The sequence below is a fragment of the Lentzea xinjiangensis genome (assembly GCF_900110955.1).
Lineage (GTDB): Bacteria > Actinomycetota > Actinomycetes > Mycobacteriales > Pseudonocardiaceae > Lentzea > Lentzea xinjiangensis.
This window is the reverse complement of sequence record NZ_FOFR01000002.1, coordinates 226386-245528: the sequence shown is the minus strand read 5'-3', so window position 1 is coordinate 245528 and position 19143 is coordinate 226386. Positions and strand designations below refer to the sequence as shown.

18 protein-coding genes are annotated in these 19143 nt (G+C 72.2%); 12 read left to right on the top strand and 6 right to left on the bottom strand.

The annotated features are described in order from the left end of the window. Window positions 1-23: 23 nt before the first annotated feature. The 3 genes from BMW88_RS06520 to BMW88_RS06510 are packed head-to-tail and all read left to right on the top strand — an operon-like array spanning window position 24 to window position 4449. On the top strand, window positions 24-1163 hold the full coding sequence (locus BMW88_RS06520; protein ID WP_089949699.1) for an exonuclease SbcCD subunit D: 1140 nt from the start codon (window positions 24-26) through the stop codon (window positions 1161-1163). Then, window positions 1160-4036 (top strand): AAA family ATPase, encoded by a 2877-nt coding sequence (locus BMW88_RS06515; RefSeq protein WP_089949698.1) that lies wholly within the window; start codon window positions 1160-1162, stop codon window positions 4034-4036. Before BMW88_RS06520 ends, BMW88_RS06515 begins: the two co-directional genes overlap by 4 nt. 20 nt (window positions 4037-4056) lie before the next feature. Continuing rightward, window positions 4057-4449 carry a hypothetical protein gene (locus tag BMW88_RS06510; protein WP_089949697.1) on the top strand — a complete coding sequence of 131 codons (393 nt, stop codon included), beginning with the start codon at window positions 4057-4059 and terminating at the stop codon, window positions 4447-4449. Here BMW88_RS06510 and BMW88_RS06505 read toward each other — a convergent pair. After that, entirely contained in the window at window positions 4418-4915 is a 498-nt protein-coding gene (locus BMW88_RS06505; protein WP_089949696.1) for a methylated-DNA--[protein]-cysteine S-methyltransferase, read from the bottom strand. The two genes, BMW88_RS06510 and BMW88_RS06505, sit on opposite strands and share 32 nt — an antisense overlap. Continuing rightward, entirely contained in the window at window positions 4912-6198 is a 1287-nt protein-coding gene (locus BMW88_RS06500; RefSeq protein WP_089949695.1) for a bifunctional transcriptional activator/DNA repair enzyme AdaA, read from the bottom strand. Before BMW88_RS06500 ends, BMW88_RS06505 begins: the two co-directional genes overlap by 4 nt. Before the next feature lie 80 nt (window positions 6199-6278). On the opposite strand from BMW88_RS06500, the gene ychF reads away from it, so the two are divergent. The 3 genes from ychF to BMW88_RS06485 all read left to right on the top strand — a co-directional run bounded on the left by ychF (window position 6279) and on the right by BMW88_RS06485 (window position 9181). Continuing rightward, window positions 6279-7358 (top strand): redox-regulated ATPase YchF, encoded by a 1080-nt coding sequence (gene ychF / locus BMW88_RS06495; RefSeq protein WP_089949694.1) that lies wholly within the window; start codon window positions 6279-6281, stop codon window positions 7356-7358. A gap of 185 nt (window positions 7359-7543) precedes the next feature. Further along, window positions 7544-7699, top strand: coding sequence for a DUF6131 family protein (locus tag BMW88_RS41685; protein ID WP_089949693.1), 156 nt, complete (start codon window positions 7544-7546; stop codon window positions 7697-7699). Between the two features lie 267 nt (window positions 7700-7966). After that, window positions 7967-9181 (top strand): mannosyltransferase, encoded by a 1215-nt coding sequence (locus tag BMW88_RS06485; RefSeq protein ID WP_089949692.1) that lies wholly within the window; start codon window positions 7967-7969, stop codon window positions 9179-9181. Between the two features lie 7 nt (window positions 9182-9188). On the opposite strand, the gene BMW88_RS06480 is transcribed toward BMW88_RS06485, so the two are convergent. Next, on the bottom strand, window positions 9189-9482 hold the full coding sequence (locus BMW88_RS06480; protein ID WP_089949691.1) for a 4a-hydroxytetrahydrobiopterin dehydratase: 294 nt from the start codon (window positions 9480-9482) through the stop codon (window positions 9189-9191). Between the two features lie 138 nt (window positions 9483-9620). On the opposite strand from BMW88_RS06480, the gene BMW88_RS06475 reads away from it, so the two are divergent. From BMW88_RS06475 to BMW88_RS06460, 4 genes are read left to right on the top strand one after another with little or no spacing between them, the layout of a single operon-like run. Then, complete coding sequence (locus BMW88_RS06475; RefSeq protein ID WP_089949690.1) at window positions 9621-10619, top strand: thiamine ABC transporter substrate-binding protein; 999 nt, start codon at window positions 9621-9623, stop codon at window positions 10617-10619. Continuing rightward, window positions 10595-12202: an ABC transporter permease gene (locus BMW88_RS06470; RefSeq protein WP_245777602.1), complete on the top strand. Its 1608-nt coding sequence runs from the start codon at window positions 10595-10597 to the stop codon at window positions 12200-12202. The genes BMW88_RS06475 and BMW88_RS06470 overlap by 25 nt, the downstream gene beginning before the upstream one ends. Further along, window positions 12202-13158 carry an ABC transporter ATP-binding protein gene (locus BMW88_RS06465; protein ID WP_089949689.1) on the top strand — a complete coding sequence of 319 codons (957 nt, stop codon included), beginning with the start codon at window positions 12202-12204 and terminating at the stop codon, window positions 13156-13158. Before BMW88_RS06470 ends, BMW88_RS06465 begins: the two co-directional genes overlap by 1 nt. Further along, entirely contained in the window at window positions 13155-13925 is a 771-nt protein-coding gene (locus tag BMW88_RS06460; RefSeq protein ID WP_089949688.1) for an SDR family oxidoreductase, read from the top strand. Before BMW88_RS06465 ends, BMW88_RS06460 begins: the two co-directional genes overlap by 4 nt. Here the strand turns inward: BMW88_RS06460 and BMW88_RS06455 are convergent. The 3 genes from BMW88_RS06455 to BMW88_RS06445 are packed head-to-tail and all read right to left on the bottom strand — an operon-like array spanning window position 13922 to window position 16790. Further along, window positions 13922-14722, bottom strand: a complete 801-nt coding sequence (locus tag BMW88_RS06455) for an ABC transporter permease subunit (protein ID WP_089949687.1) — start codon at window positions 14720-14722, stop codon at window positions 13922-13924. The two genes, BMW88_RS06460 and BMW88_RS06455, sit on opposite strands and share 4 nt — an antisense overlap. Beyond that, a complete protein-coding gene (locus BMW88_RS06450; protein WP_089949686.1) occupies window positions 14719-15723 on the bottom strand; it encodes an ABC transporter ATP-binding protein in 1005 nt (334 codons plus the stop codon). The genes BMW88_RS06455 and BMW88_RS06450 overlap by 4 nt, the downstream gene beginning before the upstream one ends. Continuing rightward, a complete protein-coding gene (locus BMW88_RS06445) occupies window positions 15720-16790 on the bottom strand; it encodes a LolA family protein (protein WP_089949685.1) in 1071 nt (356 codons plus the stop codon). Before BMW88_RS06445 ends, BMW88_RS06450 begins: the two co-directional genes overlap by 4 nt. Before the next feature lie 167 nt (window positions 16791-16957). On the opposite strand from BMW88_RS06445, the gene BMW88_RS06440 reads away from it, so the two are divergent. Together BMW88_RS06440 and BMW88_RS06435 are read left to right on the top strand one after the other, a co-directional pair. Continuing rightward, window positions 16958-17671 (top strand): response regulator transcription factor, encoded by a 714-nt coding sequence (locus tag BMW88_RS06440; RefSeq protein ID WP_177220975.1) that lies wholly within the window; start codon window positions 16958-16960, stop codon window positions 17669-17671. After that, on the top strand, window positions 17668-18927 hold the full coding sequence (locus tag BMW88_RS06435; RefSeq protein WP_089949684.1) for a sensor histidine kinase: 1260 nt from the start codon (window positions 17668-17670) through the stop codon (window positions 18925-18927). Before BMW88_RS06440 ends, BMW88_RS06435 begins: the two co-directional genes overlap by 4 nt. Window positions 18928-19143: the final 216 nt, after the last annotated feature.

The window sequence follows — 19143 nt, the reverse complement described above, 5'->3', positions numbered from 1 at the left end:
ACCCCGTCTCTACGGTTGGCGCCATGCGGATCCTGCACACCTCCGACTGGCACGTGGGGCGCACCTTCCACGGCCGGGACCTCCTCGTGGAGCAGGAGTCGGTGCTGAGCGGCCTCGCCGACCTGGTGTCCTCGGAGGCCGTCGACGTCGTGGTGATCTCCGGCGACCTCTACGACCGGGCGGTGCCGTCGGCGGACGCGGTGGCGCTGTGCGCGCGGGTGCTGATGAGGATCAGGGCGGCCGGGGCGCGGATCGTGATCACGCCGGGCAACCACGACTCGGCGGCGCGGATCGGCGTGTTCGGCGAGTTCGCCGCGGCCGGCGGGCTGCACCTGCGCACGCAGATCTCGGTGCTGGACAAGCCGGTCGAGCTGGCGGACGAGCACGGGCCGGTCGCCGTGTACGGGATCCCGTTCCTGGAGCCGGAGCCCGCGCGGCACGCGCTCGGGGTGGCGGAGAAGGGCCACGCGCCGGTGCTCGCGGAGGCGATGCGGCGGATCCGGGCCGACCTGGCCGGTCGCGAGGCGCGGTCGGTGGTGCTGGCGCACGCGTTCGTGACGGGCGGCGCGCCGTCGGAGTCCGAGCGCACCATCGCGGTCGGCGGCGTGCAGGACGTGTCGATGCAGGTGTTCGCGGGCGTCGACTACGTGGCGCTGGGGCACCTGCACGGGCCGCAGACCCTGGCGGAGAACCTGCGCTACTCGGGCAGCCCGCTCGCGTACTCGTTCTCCGAGGCGCGGCACCGCAAGTCGGTGTGGCTGGTCGAGCTGGACGCGGGCGGCCTCGTCGGGGTGGAGCGGCGCGACCTGCCGGTGCCGCGGCGGCTCGCGACGGTGACGGGCACGCTCACCGACGTGCTGGAGGACCCGGCGCACGAGCCGCTGGAGGACCACTTCCTGTCCGTGGTGCTGACCGACCAGGTGCGGCCGATGGACGCGTTGCGGCGGCTGCAGAAGCGGTTCGAGCACGCCGTGCACGTCGAGTGGCGGCCGGAGCAGGGCCAGCAGCACGCCATGACGTACGCGGAACGGGTGCGCGGCCGGACCGACGAGGAAGTGGCCTGCTGCTTCGTGTCGGACGCCCGCGGCTCCGAGCCGTCCGAGGCGGAGATGGCGTTGCTGCGCGAGGCGTTCGCGTCGGTGGCGAGGGAGCAGGAGCAATGAGGCTGCACCGCCTGGAGCTGACCGCGTTCGGCCCCTACCCGAAGCCGGAGACCGTCGACTTCGACGAGCTGGGCGCGGACGGGTTGTTCCTGCTGCACGGCGACACGGGCGCAGGCAAGACGACGTTGCTCGACGCGGTGGCGTTCGCGCTGTTCGGCCGGGTGCCGGGCGCGCGGGGTGACGTGAAGAAGCTGCGGTGCGAGTACGCCGACCCCGAGGTGCCGACGGAGGTGAAGCTGGAGCTCACGGTGCAGAGCCGCCGCTTCCGGATCGTGCGCTCGCCGGAGTTCGACCGCCCGAAGAAGCGCGGCGGCGGTGTCACCACGCAGCCGGCGAAGTGCTCGCTCACGTGGCTCGAGGGCTGGGACGGCGAGGGCATCACCCGCATCGACGACGTGGCGCGGGCGGTCGAGGACCTGCTGGGCATGTCCTACGAGCAGTTCTTCCAGGTCGTGCTGCTGCCGCAGGGCGAATTCGCGCGGTTCCTGCGCTCGGACACGGCCGAGCGCGAGGTGCTGCTGGAGAAGCTCTTCGGCACCGAGCGGTTCCTCGACGTCGAGAAGTGGTTCCGCGACAAGCGCGTGGCCGCGGGCCGCGTGCTGGAGGAACGCCGCAAGGGCGCCTCCGAGCTGGTGCACCGCGTGGCGGAGGCCGCGGGGGAGGAGCCCTCGTTCGAGCCCGGCTGGCTGGAGGCGGTGCTGGAGCGGCTCGCCCAGGCCGTGCGGGAGGCCGCCGCGGCCGCCGAGGAGACGGCCGGCGTGGCCGACGGCGCGGACGCGCTGCTGGCCCAGGCCCGCGTGCAGGCCGAGCAGATCCGCCGCGTGCGTGAGGCGCGGGAGCTGCTGGAGCGGGTGCAGGCCGCGGACTCGGCGGCGTGGTTCGCCGAACGCGACGCCGCCCGCCGCGCGGCCCCCGTCGTGCCGGCCCACGCCGAGATCGAGAAGCTCCGGCAGTCCTACGAGTTCGCGGTGCGCGACGAGGCCCGCGCCGCGGAAGCCCTGGCCAGCCTGGGCTACGAGGGCTCCTCGTTGCGCGAGGACGCCGAGCGCTGCCGCGAGGAGGCGGGTGGCCTGAGCGAACTGGCCGCCGAGGCCGAACGCCAGCAGGCCGACGTGCGCAAGCTCTCCGTGCTGAAGAACTCCTCCCACCAGGTCGAGCGCCGGCTGCTGGCGGTGAGCGCCGAGCTGGAGGTGCTCCCCGACCTCCTGGCCCGGTGCCGCGCCCAGCTCGACGCCGCCGTGGAGGCGTCCGGCCGCCTGGAGTCGCTGAAGGCCCGTGCCGACGCGGCCGAGGCGCTGCCGGCCGCGGCCGAGGCCGTCGACCGCACCAAGAACGAGCTGCACCAGGCGATCGACGTCCACCAGAAGGCCAAGGACGTCCTCCAGCAGGTCCGCCAGCAGCGCCTGGAGAACATGGCCATCGAGCTGGCCGCCGCCCTGAAGCGCGGCAAGCCGTGCGCCGTCTGCGGCTCCCCGAGCCACCCCGCGCCGGCCCAGCCGATGCTCGGCGGGGTCGACGCGGCCGGTGAGGAGGAGGCGGCCCGCGACGAGCAGTCCGCCCTCCAGCGCCGCACCGAGGCCGAACGCGCCGCCCACACCGCCGAGCTGCGCATCCAGGCGTGCTGGGAGGCGCTCGGCTCCGACGAGCCCGCCGCCGTGCTGGCGGAGTACCGCGCGGCGCTCGACCTGGCCCACACCCGCTCGCAGCGCCAGAACGAGTTCGTGGGTCTCGAGGCCAAGGCCAAGCAGCTCGCGACGGAGAAGGCGAAGGTCGAGCAGGACCTGGTCGGGCTGCGCACCGAGCACACGTCGCTGGTGGCGGTCGTGGAGGAACGCGGCGCCCGGCTCGAGAAGGCTCGCGGCGAGCACGAGGACGTCCTCACGCGCCGCGACCACCTGCTGCGCCTGGCGAAGGCCCTGGTGGAGCTGGACGAGCGCCGCAACGCCCGCGACAACGCCCTCGCCCGCGTCCGGGAGCAGGAGGCGTCCGTGGCGGCGCTGGCGGCCGAGGCGGGGTTCCCCGACGTGGCCGCGGCGCTGGCCGCCCACCGTCCGGCGATCAAGCTCCAGGCGCTGGACGAGCGCATCGCCGCCTGGGAACGCGCCCGCGCCTCTGCCCTCGCCACCCTGGAGGAGCTGGCCGGTGTCGACCCCGCCGACGGCGTCGACCTGGCCGAGGTGACCGCCCAGGCCTCCTCCGCCCGCGCCGCGGCCTCGCAGGCCGCCACGCGCCTCGCCCGTGCCCGCGCGGCCCTGGACCGCGTGAGCGAGCTGGCCGCCCGCCTGCGCGCCGAGTGGAAGTCGCTGGAGCCGCTCGAAGCGAGCTACGCCGAGCTGGACGCGCTGACCGACGTCATCAACGGCCGGGGGCAGAACTCGAAGAAGATGACCTTGCGGTCGTACGTGCTGGCCGCGCGTCTGGAGGAGGTCGCGGTCGCGGCCTCGGCCCGGCTGCACCGCATGAGCCAGGGGCGCTACAGCTTCGTGCACTCCGACTCGGCCGGGGCGCGCGGCACCCGCGGCGGCCTGAGCCTCGACGTGCTCGACGACTACTCGGGCCGGTCGCGGCCCGCGAAGACGTTGTCCGGCGGGGAGTCGTTCCTGGCGTCGTTGTCGCTGGCCCTCGGGCTGGCCGACGTGGTGGCCAACGAGACCGGCGGGGCGCTGCTCGACACGCTGTTCGTGGACGAGGGCTTCGGCACGCTCGACTCGGACACGCTCGACATCGTCATGAACACGCTCGACGAGCTGCGCGCCGGAGGCCGGGTCGTCGGGCTGGTGTCCCACGTCGAGGAGCTGCGCCAGCGGATCCCGACGCGGCTGCGGGTGCGCAAGGCCCGCACCGGCTCCACGCTGGAGATGTCGCTGGCCTGATCCGGGCCTGACCTCGGCGCGTGCTGTCCCACCTGGAAACCACCGCGCGCGTCGTGCTCGCCCCGGCCGCCCACTTCGTGCGGTCGAACCGGCTCGACCTCGCTCACGACTGCCTCGTGTGCCTGCGCGTCGGCCGGATCGTGCAGTTGCTGGGCGCCGTTCACCGATGTGGCGGAACCGGGATCCAGGCTTCCGAGCTGACCGCGAAGCCGTGGGCACGGGTGAACCACCGCGTCGGCTGCCGCACCTGCCGCGACCGCGGCGCCGACGACTGGCTGGGTCGAGGGCGCCCTGACCTCCGGCGCGGGCCCGGCCACCACCTCGTGCCCGCGGTGCGGGACGGAACCGGCGGCCGGGCCCGCACCGGAGATCGCTGGCCGGTCAGCGCTCGTGGGCGAGCAGCCAGCGCTTGACGTCGAGGCCCCAGCGGAAGCCGCCGAGGTTGCCGCCGATCCGGATCACGCGGTGGCACGGCACGAACAGGGCCACCGAGTTGCGCGCGCAGGCCGAGGCCGCGGCGCGGATGGCGGCCGGGCGGCCGGACATCGTCGCGTACTGGCTGTAGGTGACGGGCTCGCCGGCGCGGACGGTGCGCAGGACGTCCCACGCGTGCTGCAGGAACGGGCCGGACCTCTGGCGGACCTCCACCGGGTCGATCGCGGTCAGGTCGCCCTCGTGGTAGGCGACCACTGCCTTGGTGACGTCGCCGAGGTCGTTCCTGTGCGTGATCTCCGACGGCATCAGGGACGGGTGGATCTGGGGCGTCAGCAGGGCGATGTCGCCGGTCCAGCCGCTCGCCAGCACCGCTCCGTCCGACGCGACGATCGCGGTGAACGGCCCCGCAGGGGTGTCCACGGTGGACGTGTGCGCGACGCTCATGATGTTGCTGCCTTTCTGGTCAGGTGTGCTCCGGCGTAGGAGCGCCACGGCCGCCAGTCGGCGGCGTGGGAAGCCAGGTGTCGTGACCCCTCGGGCAGCACCAGCACGTCCGGCGCGCCCAGCACCCGCATGCCCACCTCGTCGGCGACCCGCGCGCCGACGAGGGGCGTGAGCTCCTCGGTCAGGTCCTCGATCGAGCGGCCGACGTCCACGACGAGTCTGCCGTTCGCCAGCGCCTCGGCGAGAGGGTGGTCCCCCGCCGAGTAGAGGTGGGTCAGGGCGCCGTCCGGGACCCGCAGCGGCACGCCGGCGAACGGCGCCACCAGCCGCAGGAGGGTCTCGGCGCCGTCGACGCTGCCCGCGACGCGGATGCCGGGCACCTCGCGCACCAGCGGGCCGATCACCGGGTCCGCGCCGAGGAACGAGTCCACGGCCACCGGGTCGGCGTCGAGGTCGAGCAGCCGGCGCACGCGGGAGACCGCCGCGCCCAGGTCGCGCACGTCGGTGAGGCGCAGCGAGCACAGGACGTGGTCCGCCGGGAACGTCAGCCGGACCGTCGCTTCGCCGTGCGGCAGGGACAGCGTCCGCGCGTAGGAGTCGCCGGTCACCTCCTCGACGCCGGGCAAGGCGGTGGCGCGGAAGTGCGCGAGCAATCCCGTGGCGTCGAACGGCGCGCGGTACGGCAGCCGCAGCACGATGCGGCCCGGCGTGCCGACCGGCGCCTTGCCGCGGCCGCGCATGTCGGACGGCGTCGAGGCGAACACCATGCGGATGGTGTCGTTGAACTGCCGGACCGACGCGAACCCGGCGGCGAACGCGATGTCCGCGAACGGCAGCTCCGTCGTCTCGATCAGCAACCGCGCCGCGTGCGCGCGATGGGCCCTGGCGAGCGCGAGGGGCCCGGCGCCCAGTTCGGCGGTCAGCACCCGCGTGAGGTGGCGTTCGGAGTAGCCGAGCTTGCTCGCCAGGCCGCTCACGCCGTCGCGTTCCACGACTCCGTCGCTGATCAGGCGCATCGCCCGGCCCGCCAGGTCCGCCCGCAGGTTCCACTCCGGCGAGCCGGGCACGGCGTCCGGCAGGCAGCGGCGGCAGGCGCGGAAACCGGCGGACTGCGCGGCGGCGGCCGTCAGGAAGAACAGGCTGTTGCGGCGCTTCGGGGTCACCGCGGGGCACGACGGCCGGCAGTAGATCCCGGTCGTGCGGACCGCGTGGATGAAGCACCCGTCGAAACGGGCGTCACGTGCGGAGCACACCCGATACGCGTGTTCTTCGTCGATGACCATGCCAACGATCCTGCCAGCGGCAACGGGCAATGGCTCGCGGAAATCGGACACCACCGTCGGCTGCCGTAGACTCGTCGCTCGTGAGTTTGACCCTCGGTATCGTCGGCCTGCCCAACGTCGGCAAGTCCACCCTGTTCAACGCACTGACCCGCAACGACGTGCTCGCCGCGAACTACCCGTTCGCGACCATCGAGCCGAACGTGGGCGTCGTGCCGTTGCCGGACGCGCGCCTCACCAAGCTCGCCGAGATCTTCGGGTCCGAGCGCGAGGTGCCCGCCGTCGTGTCGTTCGTCGACATCGCGGGCATCGTGAAGGGCGCGTCGGAAGGTGAGGGGCTCGGCAACAAGTTCCTCGCGAACATCCGCGAGGCCAACGCGATCTGCCAGGTCATCCGCGTCTTCGACGACCCGGACGTCGTGCACGTCGACGGCCGCGTCGACCCGTCGAGCGACATCGAGACGATCAACACCGAGCTGATCCTCGCCGACCTGCAGACCCTCGAGAAGGCCATCCCGAGGATCGAGAAGGAGGCGCGGATGCAGAAGGACCGCCGCGCCGCGCTCGAGAACGCCAAGAAGGCCAAGGACGTCCTCGACTCCGGCCGCACGCTGTTCTCCGCTCAGTCCGAAGTGGACGGTGAGCTGCTGCGCGAGCTGTCGCTGCTCACGACCAAGCCGTTCCTCTACGTCTTCAACGCCGACGAGGGCGTCCTGGGCGACGAGGCCCGCATGAAGGAGCTGCGCGAGCTGGTCGCCCCGGCCGACGCCGTGTTCCTCGACGCCAAGGTCGAGTCCGAGCTGCTCGAGCTCGACGAGGAGTCGGCCCGCGAGCTGCTCGAGTCCATCGGCCAGCACGAGCCCGGCCTGCACTCGCTCGCCAGGGCGGGCTTCCACACCCTCGGCCTGCAGACGTACCTGACCGCGGGCCCGAAGGAAGCGCGAGCCTGGACGATCCCGCAGGGCGCCACCGCCCCGCAGGCCGCCGGCGTGATCCACACGGACTTCGAGAAGGGCTTCATCAAGGCCGAGGTCGTGTCGTTCGACGACCTGGTCGCGGCGGGCTCGAAGGCCGACGCGAAGGCCGCGGGCAAGGTCCGCATGGAGGGCAAGGACTACGTCATGGCCGACGGCGACGTGGTGGAGTTCCGCTTCAACGTCTGAGCACCGCGCGGCGGGGAGGGCCCGGTCACTCCCCGCGCTCGCGGAAGCACTCCGCGCGACAGGTGCCGAAGACGCGATAATCATTGGCCCCCAATGCTTGTCGCCGATCAGATTCCTGAGGGATCAGGTTTGTACCGACGTATGTCGGGTATCCAGAGTCCAGGATTCCCCACCTGGAGGTTGGAATGATCGTCCTCGGTCTGATTCTGCTCGTCGTCGGTTGGCTGGCTGGTATCAGCATCCTGACGACGCTGGGCGTGGTGCTCCTGGTGATCGGCGCGATCCTCGCCGTCCTGGGTGCCGTGGGCAAGCCGGTCGGTGGGCGCGCGCACTACTTCTGATCCAGCGCCACCTCGGTGACAACGCCGAAGGGGGGAGCCTCCACAGTGGAGGCTCCCCCCTTTGCTTGCGCCTCAACGCTCACAAGCTGTTCTTGGCGCGGGCGGCGGCGGCGAACACGCCGAACGCGACACCCAGCATGGCCAGAGCAGCGACAACGGCAACGATGACATCAGCAGACATGACTGGAAAAGCTCTCCTTTGACGCGATCTCCCGAGTGGATGACGCTCGGGTACCCCCAAAAGTTGCCTCGGGTAACGTTTTCGGGGTGAAACTCCGTGCTGTGGAAGCGCGTGTGCTCTCCGTAGCGCCGTGGCTGCTCGCTCTGTCGGTCGTCGGGCACCTGTTCATGGTCGCCTTCCAGACGAAGATGACCATGATCGACCTGCTGGTCTACCGCAACGGATCGCCGCACCTGTTCTCCGGCGACCTCTACGAGTGGCGGCTCGACCAGTACGCGGACGTGTTCCCGCTGCCGTTCACCTACCCGCCGTTCGCCGCCGCGATCTTCACGCCGATGAGCTGGATCCCGTGGGAGGCGTCGCGCTGGGTCTGGCAGCTCATCTGCCTGGGCTGTTTGTACTACATCGTGCGCACCAGCCTGAAGTTGCTCAAGCTGCCCGACCCGCGCCGCGCGATGATGTGGACCGCGCTGGTGCTCTGGATCGAGCCGGTGCGCACGACGCTCAACTACGGCCAGATCAACCTGGTGCTGGCGGCGATCCTGATCGGCACGCTCGCCAGTGCGCGCGACTGGGCCGGTGGCGCCGGCGTCGGTTTCACCGCGGGCATCAAGCTCACGCCCGCGATCTCCGGGCTGTACTTCCTGCTCCAGCGGCGGTGGATGGCCGCGGTGTGGTCGTTCGTCGCCTTTGTGGCCGTGTACGGCATCGGCTGGGCGATCTCGCCGTCGCAGTCCGACAAGTTCTGGTTCGAGCTGCTCGGTGACGCGAGCCGGGTCGGGCCGGTCGGCAGTGCGATCAACCAGTCCCTGCGCGGGGCGTTGAGCCGCACGGTCGGCTTCGACGTGAAGACCGGGCCGATCTACATCGTCGCCGTGCTCGTCGCGGCCGCGCTGACGTGGTTCGCGGTCAGCAGGACCAGGGACGCGCTGGCGCTGATCATCAGCGTGCAGATGCTCGGCCTGCTGGTCTCGCCGATCTCGTGGAGCCACCACTGGGTGTGGATGGTGCCCGCCCTGCTGTGGCTCGTCCACGAGGGCGGACACCTGCTGTGCAAGATCACCGCCGGGCTGTGGGTGGTGCTGACCGGCGGCTACCTGATCTCGTTCCTGCTGCTCGCCCAGCCGAACATCTGGGACTTCCCGCGCCCCTGGTACTTCGTGGTGCTCGGCTGGGGCTATCCGGCCGCGGGCGCGCTCACGCTCGTCGCGATCGGGCTCGCGACCAGGCGCGCGGCGGGCGGTCCACCGGTGGGCGACGAGGGCGCCGCCGACGGCAGGCCCAGCCGGGTCGCCGGCTGAGGCCGGATCAGCGCATCGCGTCCAGGACCCCGTCGATCTCCTCGGCGAGCGACACGTCGAGCGCGGTGATCCCTCCCTTGTAGTGCGTGCTCAGGCGGAACGTCAGTGTCTTGTACCGGATGTCGATGTCCGGGTGGTGGTTGTCGTTCTCCGCGATCTCCGCGACCCGGTTCACCACCGCGATCGCCTTCGAGAAGCTCGCCAGCTCCACCGTCTTCACCAGTGCCGCGTCCTGGGGGCACCAGCCGGGGAGGGTCGGCAGCACGTGGTCCAACTGATCGTCGCTCAACAGCTCGGCCATGTCCTGATGGTCCCACCACGTCACGTAGGCTGCGCGTTCGCCACGGGAGTCCGGTGAAGCGCCGGGCTGAGAGGAGGGCTCGCAAGCCCTCGACCGTCCACCTGATCCGGGTCATACCGGCGTAGGGAGAGGTTTGACGTGAGAAGGATTTTCGCTGTTTGCGCTGCTCTGGTGCTGGCGGGGTGTTCGGCCGGCACCTCGACCGCGCCGCAGTCGCGCGAGGTCGCGCTGGTGACGCACGACTCGTTCGCGGTGAAGCCCGAGGTGCTGGAGGAGTTCCGGAAGTCCTCCGGGATCACCGTCAAGCAGATCGCGAGCGGTGACGCGGGCGAGCTGACGAACAAGCTGGTGCTGACCAAGGCCAACCCGATTGGCGACGTGGCGTTCGGCGTCGACTCGACGTTCGCCTCCCGGGCGCTGTCGGAGGGCGTGTTCGCCGAGTACGCCTCGCCGGAGGCCGCCAAGGGCGCCCAGCGGTACCAGGTCGACGCCACGGGCCGGCTGCACGCCGTCGACGTCGGTGACGTGTGCCTCAACATCGACCCGGCCAAGCTCGGCGGTGTCGAGCCGGCCTCGTACGAGGACCTCACCGACCCGAGGTTCAAGGACAAGCTGGTCGTCGAGAACCCGGCCACCTCCTCGCCGGGGCTCGCGTTCCTGCTCGGCACGATCGCGAAGTTCGGCGAGAACGGCTGGCAGGACTACTGGACCAAGCTCAAGGCCAACGGCGTCAAGGTCGTGAGCGGCTGGGAAGAGGCCTACAACCAGGAGTTCTCCGCCACGAAGGGCGACCGGCCGATCGTCGTCTCGTACGCGTCGTCGCCGTCCGCCGAGGGCGGCAAGACCAAGGCGGTGCTCGACACCTGCTACCGCCAGGTCGAGTACGCGGGTGTGCTGTCGGGGGCCAAGAACCCCGAGGACGCGAGGAAGGTGCTGGACTTCCTGCTGGGCGAGCAGTTCCAGGCCCAGGTGGCCGAGCAGATGTACGTCTACCCGTCGCGGGAGGGCGTCGCGCTGCCCGAGTCGTGGGCCAAGGACGCGCCGCTGCCGCCGAACCCCCAGACCCTGCCCGCGGACAAGGTCAAGGACAACCGCGAAGCCTGGGTTGAGCAGTGGCGCAAGCTCGTGCAGGGCTGAGGTCCCGCACCGGGTGGTCGGCTGCGGCACTGCTGCCGCTGGCCTTCCTGGGGTTGTTCTTCGCCTGGCCCGTCCTGGCGATCGTGTCGCTCGGGCTGCGCGAGGGCGGCGTGGCCGGCGCGCTGGTCGCCGGGGACACCTGGGAACTGGTCGGGTTCACGCTGGGGCAGGCGGCGGCGTCGACGGTCGTGGCGGTCGTCGCCGGTCTGCCGGTCGCGTTCGTGCTGGCCCGGTGCCGGATCCGCGGGCTCGGTCTGGTCAGGGCCGCGGTGATGGTGCCGTTCGTGCTGCCGACCGTGGTGGTGGGCCTCGCGTTCCGGACGTTCTGGCCGGACGGCGGGGTGCTGCCGATCGTGCTCGCCAACGCGTTCTTCAACGTCGCCGTGGTCGCGCGGACCGTGGGCGGGCTGTGGGCGCACACGGACCGGCGGGCCGAGGACGCGGCCCGTGCCCTGGGCGCGTCCCGGCCGCGGGCGTTCCTGTCGGTGGTGCTGCCCGCGCTGGCACCGGCGGTCGGGTCGGCCGCGGCGGTGGTGTTCCTGTTCTGCGCCACGAGCTTCGGTGTCGTGCTGGTGCTGGGCGGGTCGCGGTACCGGACCCTGGAGACCGAGATCTACCTGCGGACGGTCGAGCTGTTCGACCTGTCCGGGGCGGCGGCGCTGTCGCTGCTGCAGTTCCTCGCCGTGCTGGCGGTCCTGGTGCTGGGGGCACTGGCCCGGCGCCGCCGGGAGACCGCGTTGTCGTTGCGCGGCAGGGAGGAGCTGGCGCGCCGGCCGTCCGGCGGTGAGCGGGTCGTCGTCGCCGCGGCCGGCCTCGTCGTGGTGGCGCTGCTGACGCCGGTCGTCGGGCTGGTCACGCGGTCGCTGTCGACCCGGGACGGGTGGAGCTTCGCCGGGTACGCGGCGCTGGCGACCAGGGGAGAGCGCGGGACGCTCGCGGTGACCGGGATCGACGCCGCGGTGAACTCGCTGCGGACGGCGTTCGACGCCACCCTCGTGGCGCTGGTCGTCGGGGTGTTCTCGGCGGTGGTGCTGGTCGGGTTGCGGCGCTCCGGCGCACGGATCGCCGAGGTGCTCGACACCGCGCTGATGCTGCCGCTCGGGGTCTCCGCGGTGACCGTGGGGTTCGGCTACCTGATCACGATGGACGCGTTGCCCGGCGACTTCCGCACGTCGCCGCTGCTCGTGCCGCTGGCGCAGGCCCTGGTGGTGACACCGTTGATCGTGCGGATGGTGCTGCCGGTGCTGCGGGCGGTCGACGAACGCCTGCGGCAGGCGGCGGCGACGCTGGGCGCCTCGCCGTGGCGCGTGTGGCGCGAGGTCGACCTGCCGCTGACCGGGCGGTCGCTGGTGGCGGCGGCCGGGTTCGGGTACGTGGTGGCGCTGGGGGAGTTCGGGGCGACGAGCTTCCTCGCGCGGCCGGACGCGCCGACGCTGCCGGTGGTGATCGCGCGGCTGATGTCGCGGCCTGGTGAGTTGAACAGCCAGATGGCCTACGCGGCGTGCGCGCTGCTCATGGTCGTCACGGTCGGGTGCGTGCTGCTGATCGAGCGGTTGCGCGTGCCGAGCAGCGGGGAGTTCTGATGGCGCTGGAGCTGGACTCGGTCACCGTCCGGTACGGGCGGACCGCCGCGGTGTCGGACGTGTCGCTCACGGTGGCGGACGGCGAGGTCGTGGCGCTGCTCGGGCCGTCGGGGTGCGGGAAGTCGACGTTGCTGCGCACGATCGCGGGACTGGAGCAGCCGTCGTCGGGGTCGGTCGCCTGGGACTCGTCGGACCTGGCCGGGGTGCCGGTGCACCGGCGCGAGTTCGGCCTGGTCTTCCAGGACGGCCAGCTCTTCCCGCACCGGTCGGTCGCGGGGAACGTGGCGTTCGGGCTGCGGATGCGCCGGGTGGACCGCGAGGAGCGGGACAAGCGGGTGCTGGCGCTGCTGGAGCTCGTCGGGCTGGAGGGCTACGCCCAGCGGCGGGTGACCCAGCTCTCCGGTGGCGAGCAGCAGCGGGTGGCGCTGGCACGGGCACTCGCGCCGTCGCCGCGGTTGCTGCTGCTGGACGAGCCGCTGTCGGCGCTGGACCGGGCGTTGCGCGAGCAGCTCGCGGTGGACCTCGCGCGGTTGCTGCGGGAGGCGTCGACGACCGCGCTGGTCGTGACGCACGACCACGACGAGGCGTTCACGCTGGCCGACCGGGTCGCGATCATGTCCCGCGGCCGGGTCGTGCAGGTCGGGCCGCCGGCGGAGGTGTGGTCGTCGCCGGTCGACGTGGAGACGGCGAAGTTCCTGGGGTGCAACAAGTTCGTGCCCGGCTCGTTCGTGGGGCTGCCCGTGGGCCGGGTCGGCCTGCGCGCCACGGCGTTGCGCGTCGACCCGGCCGGCCCGCTGGAGGGCACCGTGCTGGAGCGGGTGCACCGGCGCGACCACGTGCGGCTGCTCGTGGACATCGACGGCGAGGAGTACGAGGCCGTCGGGCCGGTGTCCGTCGGCGACCGGGTGCGCCTCGCGGTCGACCTGGACGGGGTGGCGCGCGTCGGCGGAGAATGATCTCCGTGGAACCACTGGCGGGACGGGTCGCACTGGTCACGGGTGTGAGCAGGCGGCGGGGCATCGGATACGCCATCGCGTCGCGGCTGGCGGGGCTGGGAGCCGGGCTGTTCGTGCAGCACCACGTTCCGCACGACGCCGCGCAGGACTGGGGCGCCGACTCGATCGACGAGGTGATCGCGGGCCTCGGGCCACGGGTCGAGCACGCCGGGGCCGACCTCGCCGACCCCGGCGCGCCGGACGCGCTGGTCGACGCGGTCGTCGAGACGTACGGGCGGATCGACGCCCTGGTCTGCAACCACGCGCGCAGCGGGTTCGACGGCGCTCTCGGCGAGCTGGACGCGGCGATGCTCGACGCGCACTACGCGGTGAACGCGCGGTCGTCCATCCTGCTGGCGCAAGCGTTTGCCCGGCGGTGGGAGGGCAGTCGCGGCGGCCGGATCGTGTTCCTGACGTCCGGGCAGAACCTCGGGCCGATGCCCGGCGAGGTGGCGTACGCGGCGTCGAAGGGCGCTCTGTCCGCGATCGTGGCGACGTTGTCGCACCAGCTCGCGGAGCGGGGCATCACCGTCAACGCCGTGAACCCCGGTCCGACCGACACGGGGTGGGCCGGACCGGAGCTCGCGGACTTCGTGACCGAGCGGATGCCGTTGAAGCGCTGGGGTCAGCCGGACGACGCCGCCCGGCTGATCTCCTGGCTCTGCACCGACGACGCCGAGTGGATCACCGGTCAGGTGATCGACAGCGAGGGCGGCTTCCGGCGCTAGCTGTCCTTGGTCACCAGGCGGATCGCCGCGAGACCGGTGCCGATCAGCAGGTAGCAGCCGGCGAGCAGCGTGCTGTCTGAGATCTGGTCGAACGGGATCGGGTCCCGCATCACGTCCACCAGGCCGGGGAAGCCCGTGGTGATCAGGAACGGGTGCAGCCAGTCGAGCGACGAGAACTGCCCCAGCACCTGGAACACGATGATCGACGTCATCGTCGCCGCCTGCACCACCAGCGGGTGCTCGGTGGTCGCCGAGACGGCGAGGGCGACCGCGCCGACCGCCACCATCTGGAACGTCACCAGCACGACGAAGAAAGCGATGCGCAGCAGGCCTTCCGCCGTCGTGAGGGTGGTGCCGGAGAGCGTCATCATGCCGTCGTTGCCGAGGAACGCGGTGCCGGCGATGATGCCGACCACCGCCATCAGCGTGACGGCGAAGAGCGACATCGCGGTGAGCCCGAACAGCTTCACGAACAGCAGCCGCACGCGGGACACCGGCGCCACCAGCAGGCCGCGCAACGTGCCGTGCTGCGCCTCGCCCGCGAGCCCGTCCGCCGCCCAGATCGACGCCACCAGCGGTAGCAGCAGGTTGAGCGACAGGAACAACGTGAAGATCGGCACGACCATGCCGTTGCCCCGCAGGATCGCGGCGATCCCCGGGCCACCGCCGTCGCCGTCCGCGGTCCAGATGCCGAAGCTGATCACGATCGGCACGAGGACCAGGCCGAACAACCCGATGAGGGTGCGCGGCCTGCGCAGCATCCAGCGCACCTCGGAACCGAGCTGACGCGTGATCATCGGGCACCCCCGTCCAGCGTGTCCACGGCGGACATCCCGCGCTCGGCCTCCTCGGCCTCGGTGAGCCGGGCGAACAGCTCCTCCAGACCGGTCTTCCACCGCGTCGCCTCGTAGACCCCGGCGCCCGCCTTGACGAGCGTCTCGATCACCTGCGGCGCGCTCGTGCCGGCGAGCTCGACCCGCAGGCCGTCGCCCAGCGGCCGGGCGGAGATCTTCGCCTGCCGCAGCGCGCTCAGCGCCGTCTCGACGTCCGGGGTGATCACGTGCAGCGCCGAGCCGCCCGCCTGCAGCAGCTCGGTCAGCTCGCCCTGCGCCACCACGGTCCCGCGGTGCAGGACCGCGACGTGCGTGCAGGTCGCCTCGACCTCGCTCAGCAGGTGGCTGGAGACGAGGACGGTGCTGCCCTGCTCGTGCAGCTCCGCGATGATCTTGCGGATCTCCCTGGTGCCGGCCGGGTCGAGGCCGTTGGTCGGCTCGTCCAGCACCACCAGCTTGCGCGGCACGAGCAACGCCGCGGCGAGGCCGAGGCGTTGCTTCATGCCGAGCGAGTACCCCCGGAACCTGCGGTGGGCCGCCTGGGCGAGCCCGACGCGTTCCAGCGCGTCCTCCACCGCCTGCTTGATCTGCTTCTTCGGCAGCAGCGGCTCGAACGCGGCACAGCGGACGAGGTTCTCCCGCCCGCTCAGGAACGGGTGGAACCCCGGACCCTCGACCAGCGCGCCCACGTGCGGCAGCGCCTGCTCGGCGCCGTCCGGCAACGGTGTGCCGAGCAGCTCGATCTCCCCCTGCGTGGGGCGGACCAACCCGAGCAGCATCCGGATGGTGGTCGTCTTGCCCGACCCGTTGGGGCCGAGCATGCCGAGCACGGCACCTTCCGGCAGCTCCAGGTCGACGCGGTCCACGGCGACCGTGCTCCCGTACTCCTTGCGCAGACCCTTGGTCCGCGCGGCGACAGCGGTGGTGCTCGGTGCTGCCGCCGGCGCGCTGGCCGAGGTGGTCACTTCACCTGTCCGATCGTGTCGAACAGCACCTGCTCGGGCACGGCGCCCGCGACGACCCGGCCGTCATCGGCGATCAGCACCGTGGCGACCTTGGTCGTGAACAGCTTGCCGCTGCCCCAGGAACCGCTCACCTCCTTCGTGAACCGGTCGACGAGGCCCTGCGCCTCGGCGGGGACCTGCGTCATGGCCTCGGTGGGGATCCGCGCGCCCAGCACGGTGTCCCAGCCGGTGCCGAAGACCTGCGGGTCCTCGCCCCGCAGAGCCTGCTCGACGCCCGCCTCCGGCCTCTTCTCGCGGCCCTCGCGCTCCTTGGCCTCCGGCGTGGTCACCTCGGCGTTGGCCGGCGGGGTGAACTCGAACAGCTTCGCGTCCTGCGGACCGACGTTGATCTCGGTGAAGCCGACCGTGCCGGCCGGTTCCGCCGTGCCGTTGGTCAGGACGGCGACCCGCAGCGGCATCTTGAGCTCGGCGTCGACCGCGATCCGCACCTCGCGGACCAGGGTCTTCTCGCTGGCCTTGGGGGTCAGCACGAGCTCGTAGGCGGCACGGTTCGCGACCCGCGCGGTGCCGTCGACGCTGATGTCGCTGAACTCCTTGGTCAGGCCGACGATCTCCTTGGCCGCGGTGGCCGGGTCGGCCGCCTTGGCGTCCGGCTCGGCGTCCGGCTTGTCGGCCCGGCGCTCGGACTTCGTGACCTCGTTGTCCGCCGAGTTCCAGACCCACGTCGTGGTGCCGTCGTCGACGATGGTCTGCTCCGACTGCCCGTTGGGCAGGGCGAGCCGCATCTTGCCGTTGCCGTCGGTCCAGACGCGACCGCTGTGCTTGCCGTCGGCGAGCTGCGGGATCTCCGCGATGGCGGGGAGGCCGAGCTTGTTGTCGACCTCGATGGTGCCGCCGAACGCACCCGGCTCGCTGGTCAGGACCTGCTCGACCAGTGTCTCCGGGGCGACGGGCGGCAGGGATGGTGGCTGGCCTGCGCCTGCCGGCATGGCGAGCAGGCTCAGGCCTGTCGCACCGGTGAGCACACCGGCCGCTGCCGCGGCCAGGGTCACCTTTCGCTTGTTCATCTTTCGGTCCCCTCCTCCAAGGGCTGGTACCCACAGCTTGGTGGCGGGTTGCTGAGATGGTGCTGAGACCCGTTCTACCTGGTGTTTCGGCCCGCCGCAGCACGGTGTGGCCGACGTCGGCTGAGAGTCGGCTGAGATCTTGCGGGCGGCCGGGAGCCGGGCGCGGCATGCTGTGGCGTGTGAAGCCTCGAGTGCTGGTCGTGGACGACGAAGCCGGTGTGCGCCGGGCGTTGGAGCGTGGCCTCTCGGCCGAGGGCATGGAGGTCGTCACGGCCGCTGACGGGCCCACGGCGTTGCGGGTGGCGCTGACCGGGGCCTTCGACGTGGTGCTGCTCGACATCATGCTGCCGGGGCTGTCCGGGTACCGGGTGTTGCAGCGGATGCGGGCCGACGGGGTGCGCACCCCCGTGCTGATGGTGTCCGCCAAGGACGGGGAGGTCGACCAGGCGGACGGGCTCGACCTCGGCGCCGACGGGTACCTGGTCAAGCCCTTCAGCTTCGTGGTGCTGGTCGCCCAGGTCCGGGCTCTGCTGCGGCGCGGGGGCGGGGCGCGGCGCAAGCTCACGCTGGGCAACCTCGTGATCGACCGGGGGCTGCGCGAGGTCAGCTGGGCGGGGCAGGACGTGTCGCTGAGCCCGCGGGAGTACGCGGTGCTCGACGTGCTGGCCTCCCGCGCCGGGTCGGTGGTGACCAAGGACGAGCTGCTGCGGACCGTGTGGGGCGACGAGCAGGCCGCCACCCGCAACGCCGTCGAGGTGTACGTGGGGTACCTGCGGCGCAAGCTGGAGGCGGTGGGGGCGGGGGAGGTCGTGCGGACGATCCGGGGGCACGGGTACATCGCGTCGACTCCGGACCTCGACAGCGCCCTGGGCAACAGGTGAGTCCTCGCCGCTGGTGGTTCCGGCGGACGCTGCGGTTCCGCATCACCGTGGTGGCCACGGGGGTGGCGCTGCTGTGCCTGCTGGCCTTCACCGGGCTGGCGCCCGCGCTGATCGGGCTCGTCCAGATCTCCGCGGTGGACCAGGAGATCGAGAAGTCGCCGGCCAGGGTGCTCGACGTGTCCGGGGTGCCGGTGGACGGCAAGCCGCCGCTGCCGCTGACGGCGCAGGACATCCGGACGTTGAAGTCGGGGCAACCGGTGCTCAGGCGGGAGGGGGCCTCCGCCCACCGGTTCCGGGGGCGGGTGGTGTTCACCGCGGACGGGTCTCCGCGGCTGGAGGTGCACGCGGCGGACCTGCTCGGGTACGACAGGGCCAACACGCTGGGGACGCGGTGGCTGGCCGTCGCGGCGGTGCTGGTGGCGGGGCTCGTGGGCATCGCCACCTGGCTGTCGGTGCGCTCGTCGTTGCGGCCCGTCGAACGGATGAGGGTCGCCGCCGGGGAGCTGCCGCACGGCGAGCGGTTGCCGGTGCCGCCGTCGCGGGACGAGCTCCAGGCACTGGCGGAGGCGCTGAACGCGTTGCTGGCCAGGCGGGACGAGGCGTCGGACCGGCTGCGGCGGTTCACCGGGGACGCCGCGCACGAGCTGCGGTCGCCGGTGGCGTCGGTGCGGGCGCAGGCCGAGGTCGCCGTCGCGCACCCGGACCCGGACTTCTCGATCGAGGTGCTGGAGTCGGTCGTCGAGGAGTCGATCAGGCTCAGCGCGCTGGTGGACTCGCTGCTCATCCTGGCCCGCGCCGACACGGGCAAGCCGCCCGGGGCGGAGGCGGTCGACCTCGTGCTGGAGGCGGAGGCGGCGATCTCCCGGCTGGACACGGAGCTGCTGGTGCGGCTGAACGCCCCGCCGTCGGCCTGCCTCGTGTCGGCCACCCGGTCCGAGGTCGAGCTGGTGCTCGACAACCTGCTGCGCAACGCGGCCCGGTACGCGTTCTCGACGATCACGCTCACCCTGGTGCCGGTGGCGCGGGACGTGCGGTTGCTCGTGGACGACGACGGGCACGGGATTCCCGTGGAGCACCGGACGAAGGTGTTCGACCGGTTCTACCGCGTCGACGAGGACCGCGGGCGGCGCTCGGGCGGGTTCGGGCTCGGACTCGCGCTCGTGGCGCACCTCGTGCGGCGGCGGGGCGGGTCGGTGCTGGCAGCGGAGTCGCCCGCCGGCGGTGCCCGTTTGGAGATCCGCTGGCCGTCCTGGTAGTCACCTCCTGTGCCAGAGTTGCGAACGTCGGCGCTGGTCGACGCGCCCCTCGCCGTTGTCGCCGGAGCCCTGCTGGACACCTCGCTGATCACGGGCTTCGGGGTGGCGGTGCAGGGGCCGCTGCTGCGCCTGGGCAGCGTTCTCACCGGGCCGTTCGGCGTGCGGCTCGCGGTCACCCGCGCCGACCTGTCCGGGGTGTCGGCCGCCGGGGACTTC

Bases quoted from the DNA above. Each gene is read 5' to 3' on its own strand.
- BMW88_RS06445 (WP_089949685.1), bottom strand. From the start codon at position 16,790: ATGAACAAGCGAAAGGTGACCCTGGCCGCGGCAGCGGCCGGTGTGCTC.
- BMW88_RS06505 (WP_089949696.1), bottom strand. From the start codon at position 4,915: ATGAGCGTCGCGCACACGTCCACCGTGGACACCCCTGCGGGGCCGTTC.
- BMW88_RS06480 (WP_089949691.1), bottom strand. From the start codon at position 9,482: ATGGCCGAGCTGTTGAGCGACGATCAGTTGGACCACGTGCTGCCGACC.
- BMW88_RS06500 (WP_089949695.1), bottom strand. From the start codon at position 6,198: ATGGTCATCGACGAAGAACACGCGTATCGGGTGTGCTCCGCACGTGAC.
- BMW88_RS06440 (WP_177220975.1), top strand. From the start codon at position 16,958: ATGCTGTGGCGTGTGAAGCCTCGAGTGCTGGTCGTGGACGACGAAGCC.
- BMW88_RS06455 (WP_089949687.1), bottom strand. From the start codon at position 14,722: ATGATCACGCGTCAGCTCGGTTCCGAGGTGCGCTGGATGCTGCGCAGG.
- BMW88_RS41685 (WP_089949693.1), top strand. From the start codon at position 7,544: ATGATCGTCCTCGGTCTGATTCTGCTCGTCGTCGGTTGGCTGGCTGGT.
- BMW88_RS06465 (WP_089949689.1), top strand. From the start codon at position 12,202: ATGGCGCTGGAGCTGGACTCGGTCACCGTCCGGTACGGGCGGACCGCC.
- BMW88_RS06520 (WP_089949699.1), top strand. From the start codon at position 24: ATGCGGATCCTGCACACCTCCGACTGGCACGTGGGGCGCACCTTCCAC.
- BMW88_RS06460 (WP_089949688.1), top strand. From the start codon at position 13,155: ATGATCTCCGTGGAACCACTGGCGGGACGGGTCGCACTGGTCACGGGT.
- BMW88_RS06515 (WP_089949698.1), top strand. From the start codon at position 1,160: ATGAGGCTGCACCGCCTGGAGCTGACCGCGTTCGGCCCCTACCCGAAG.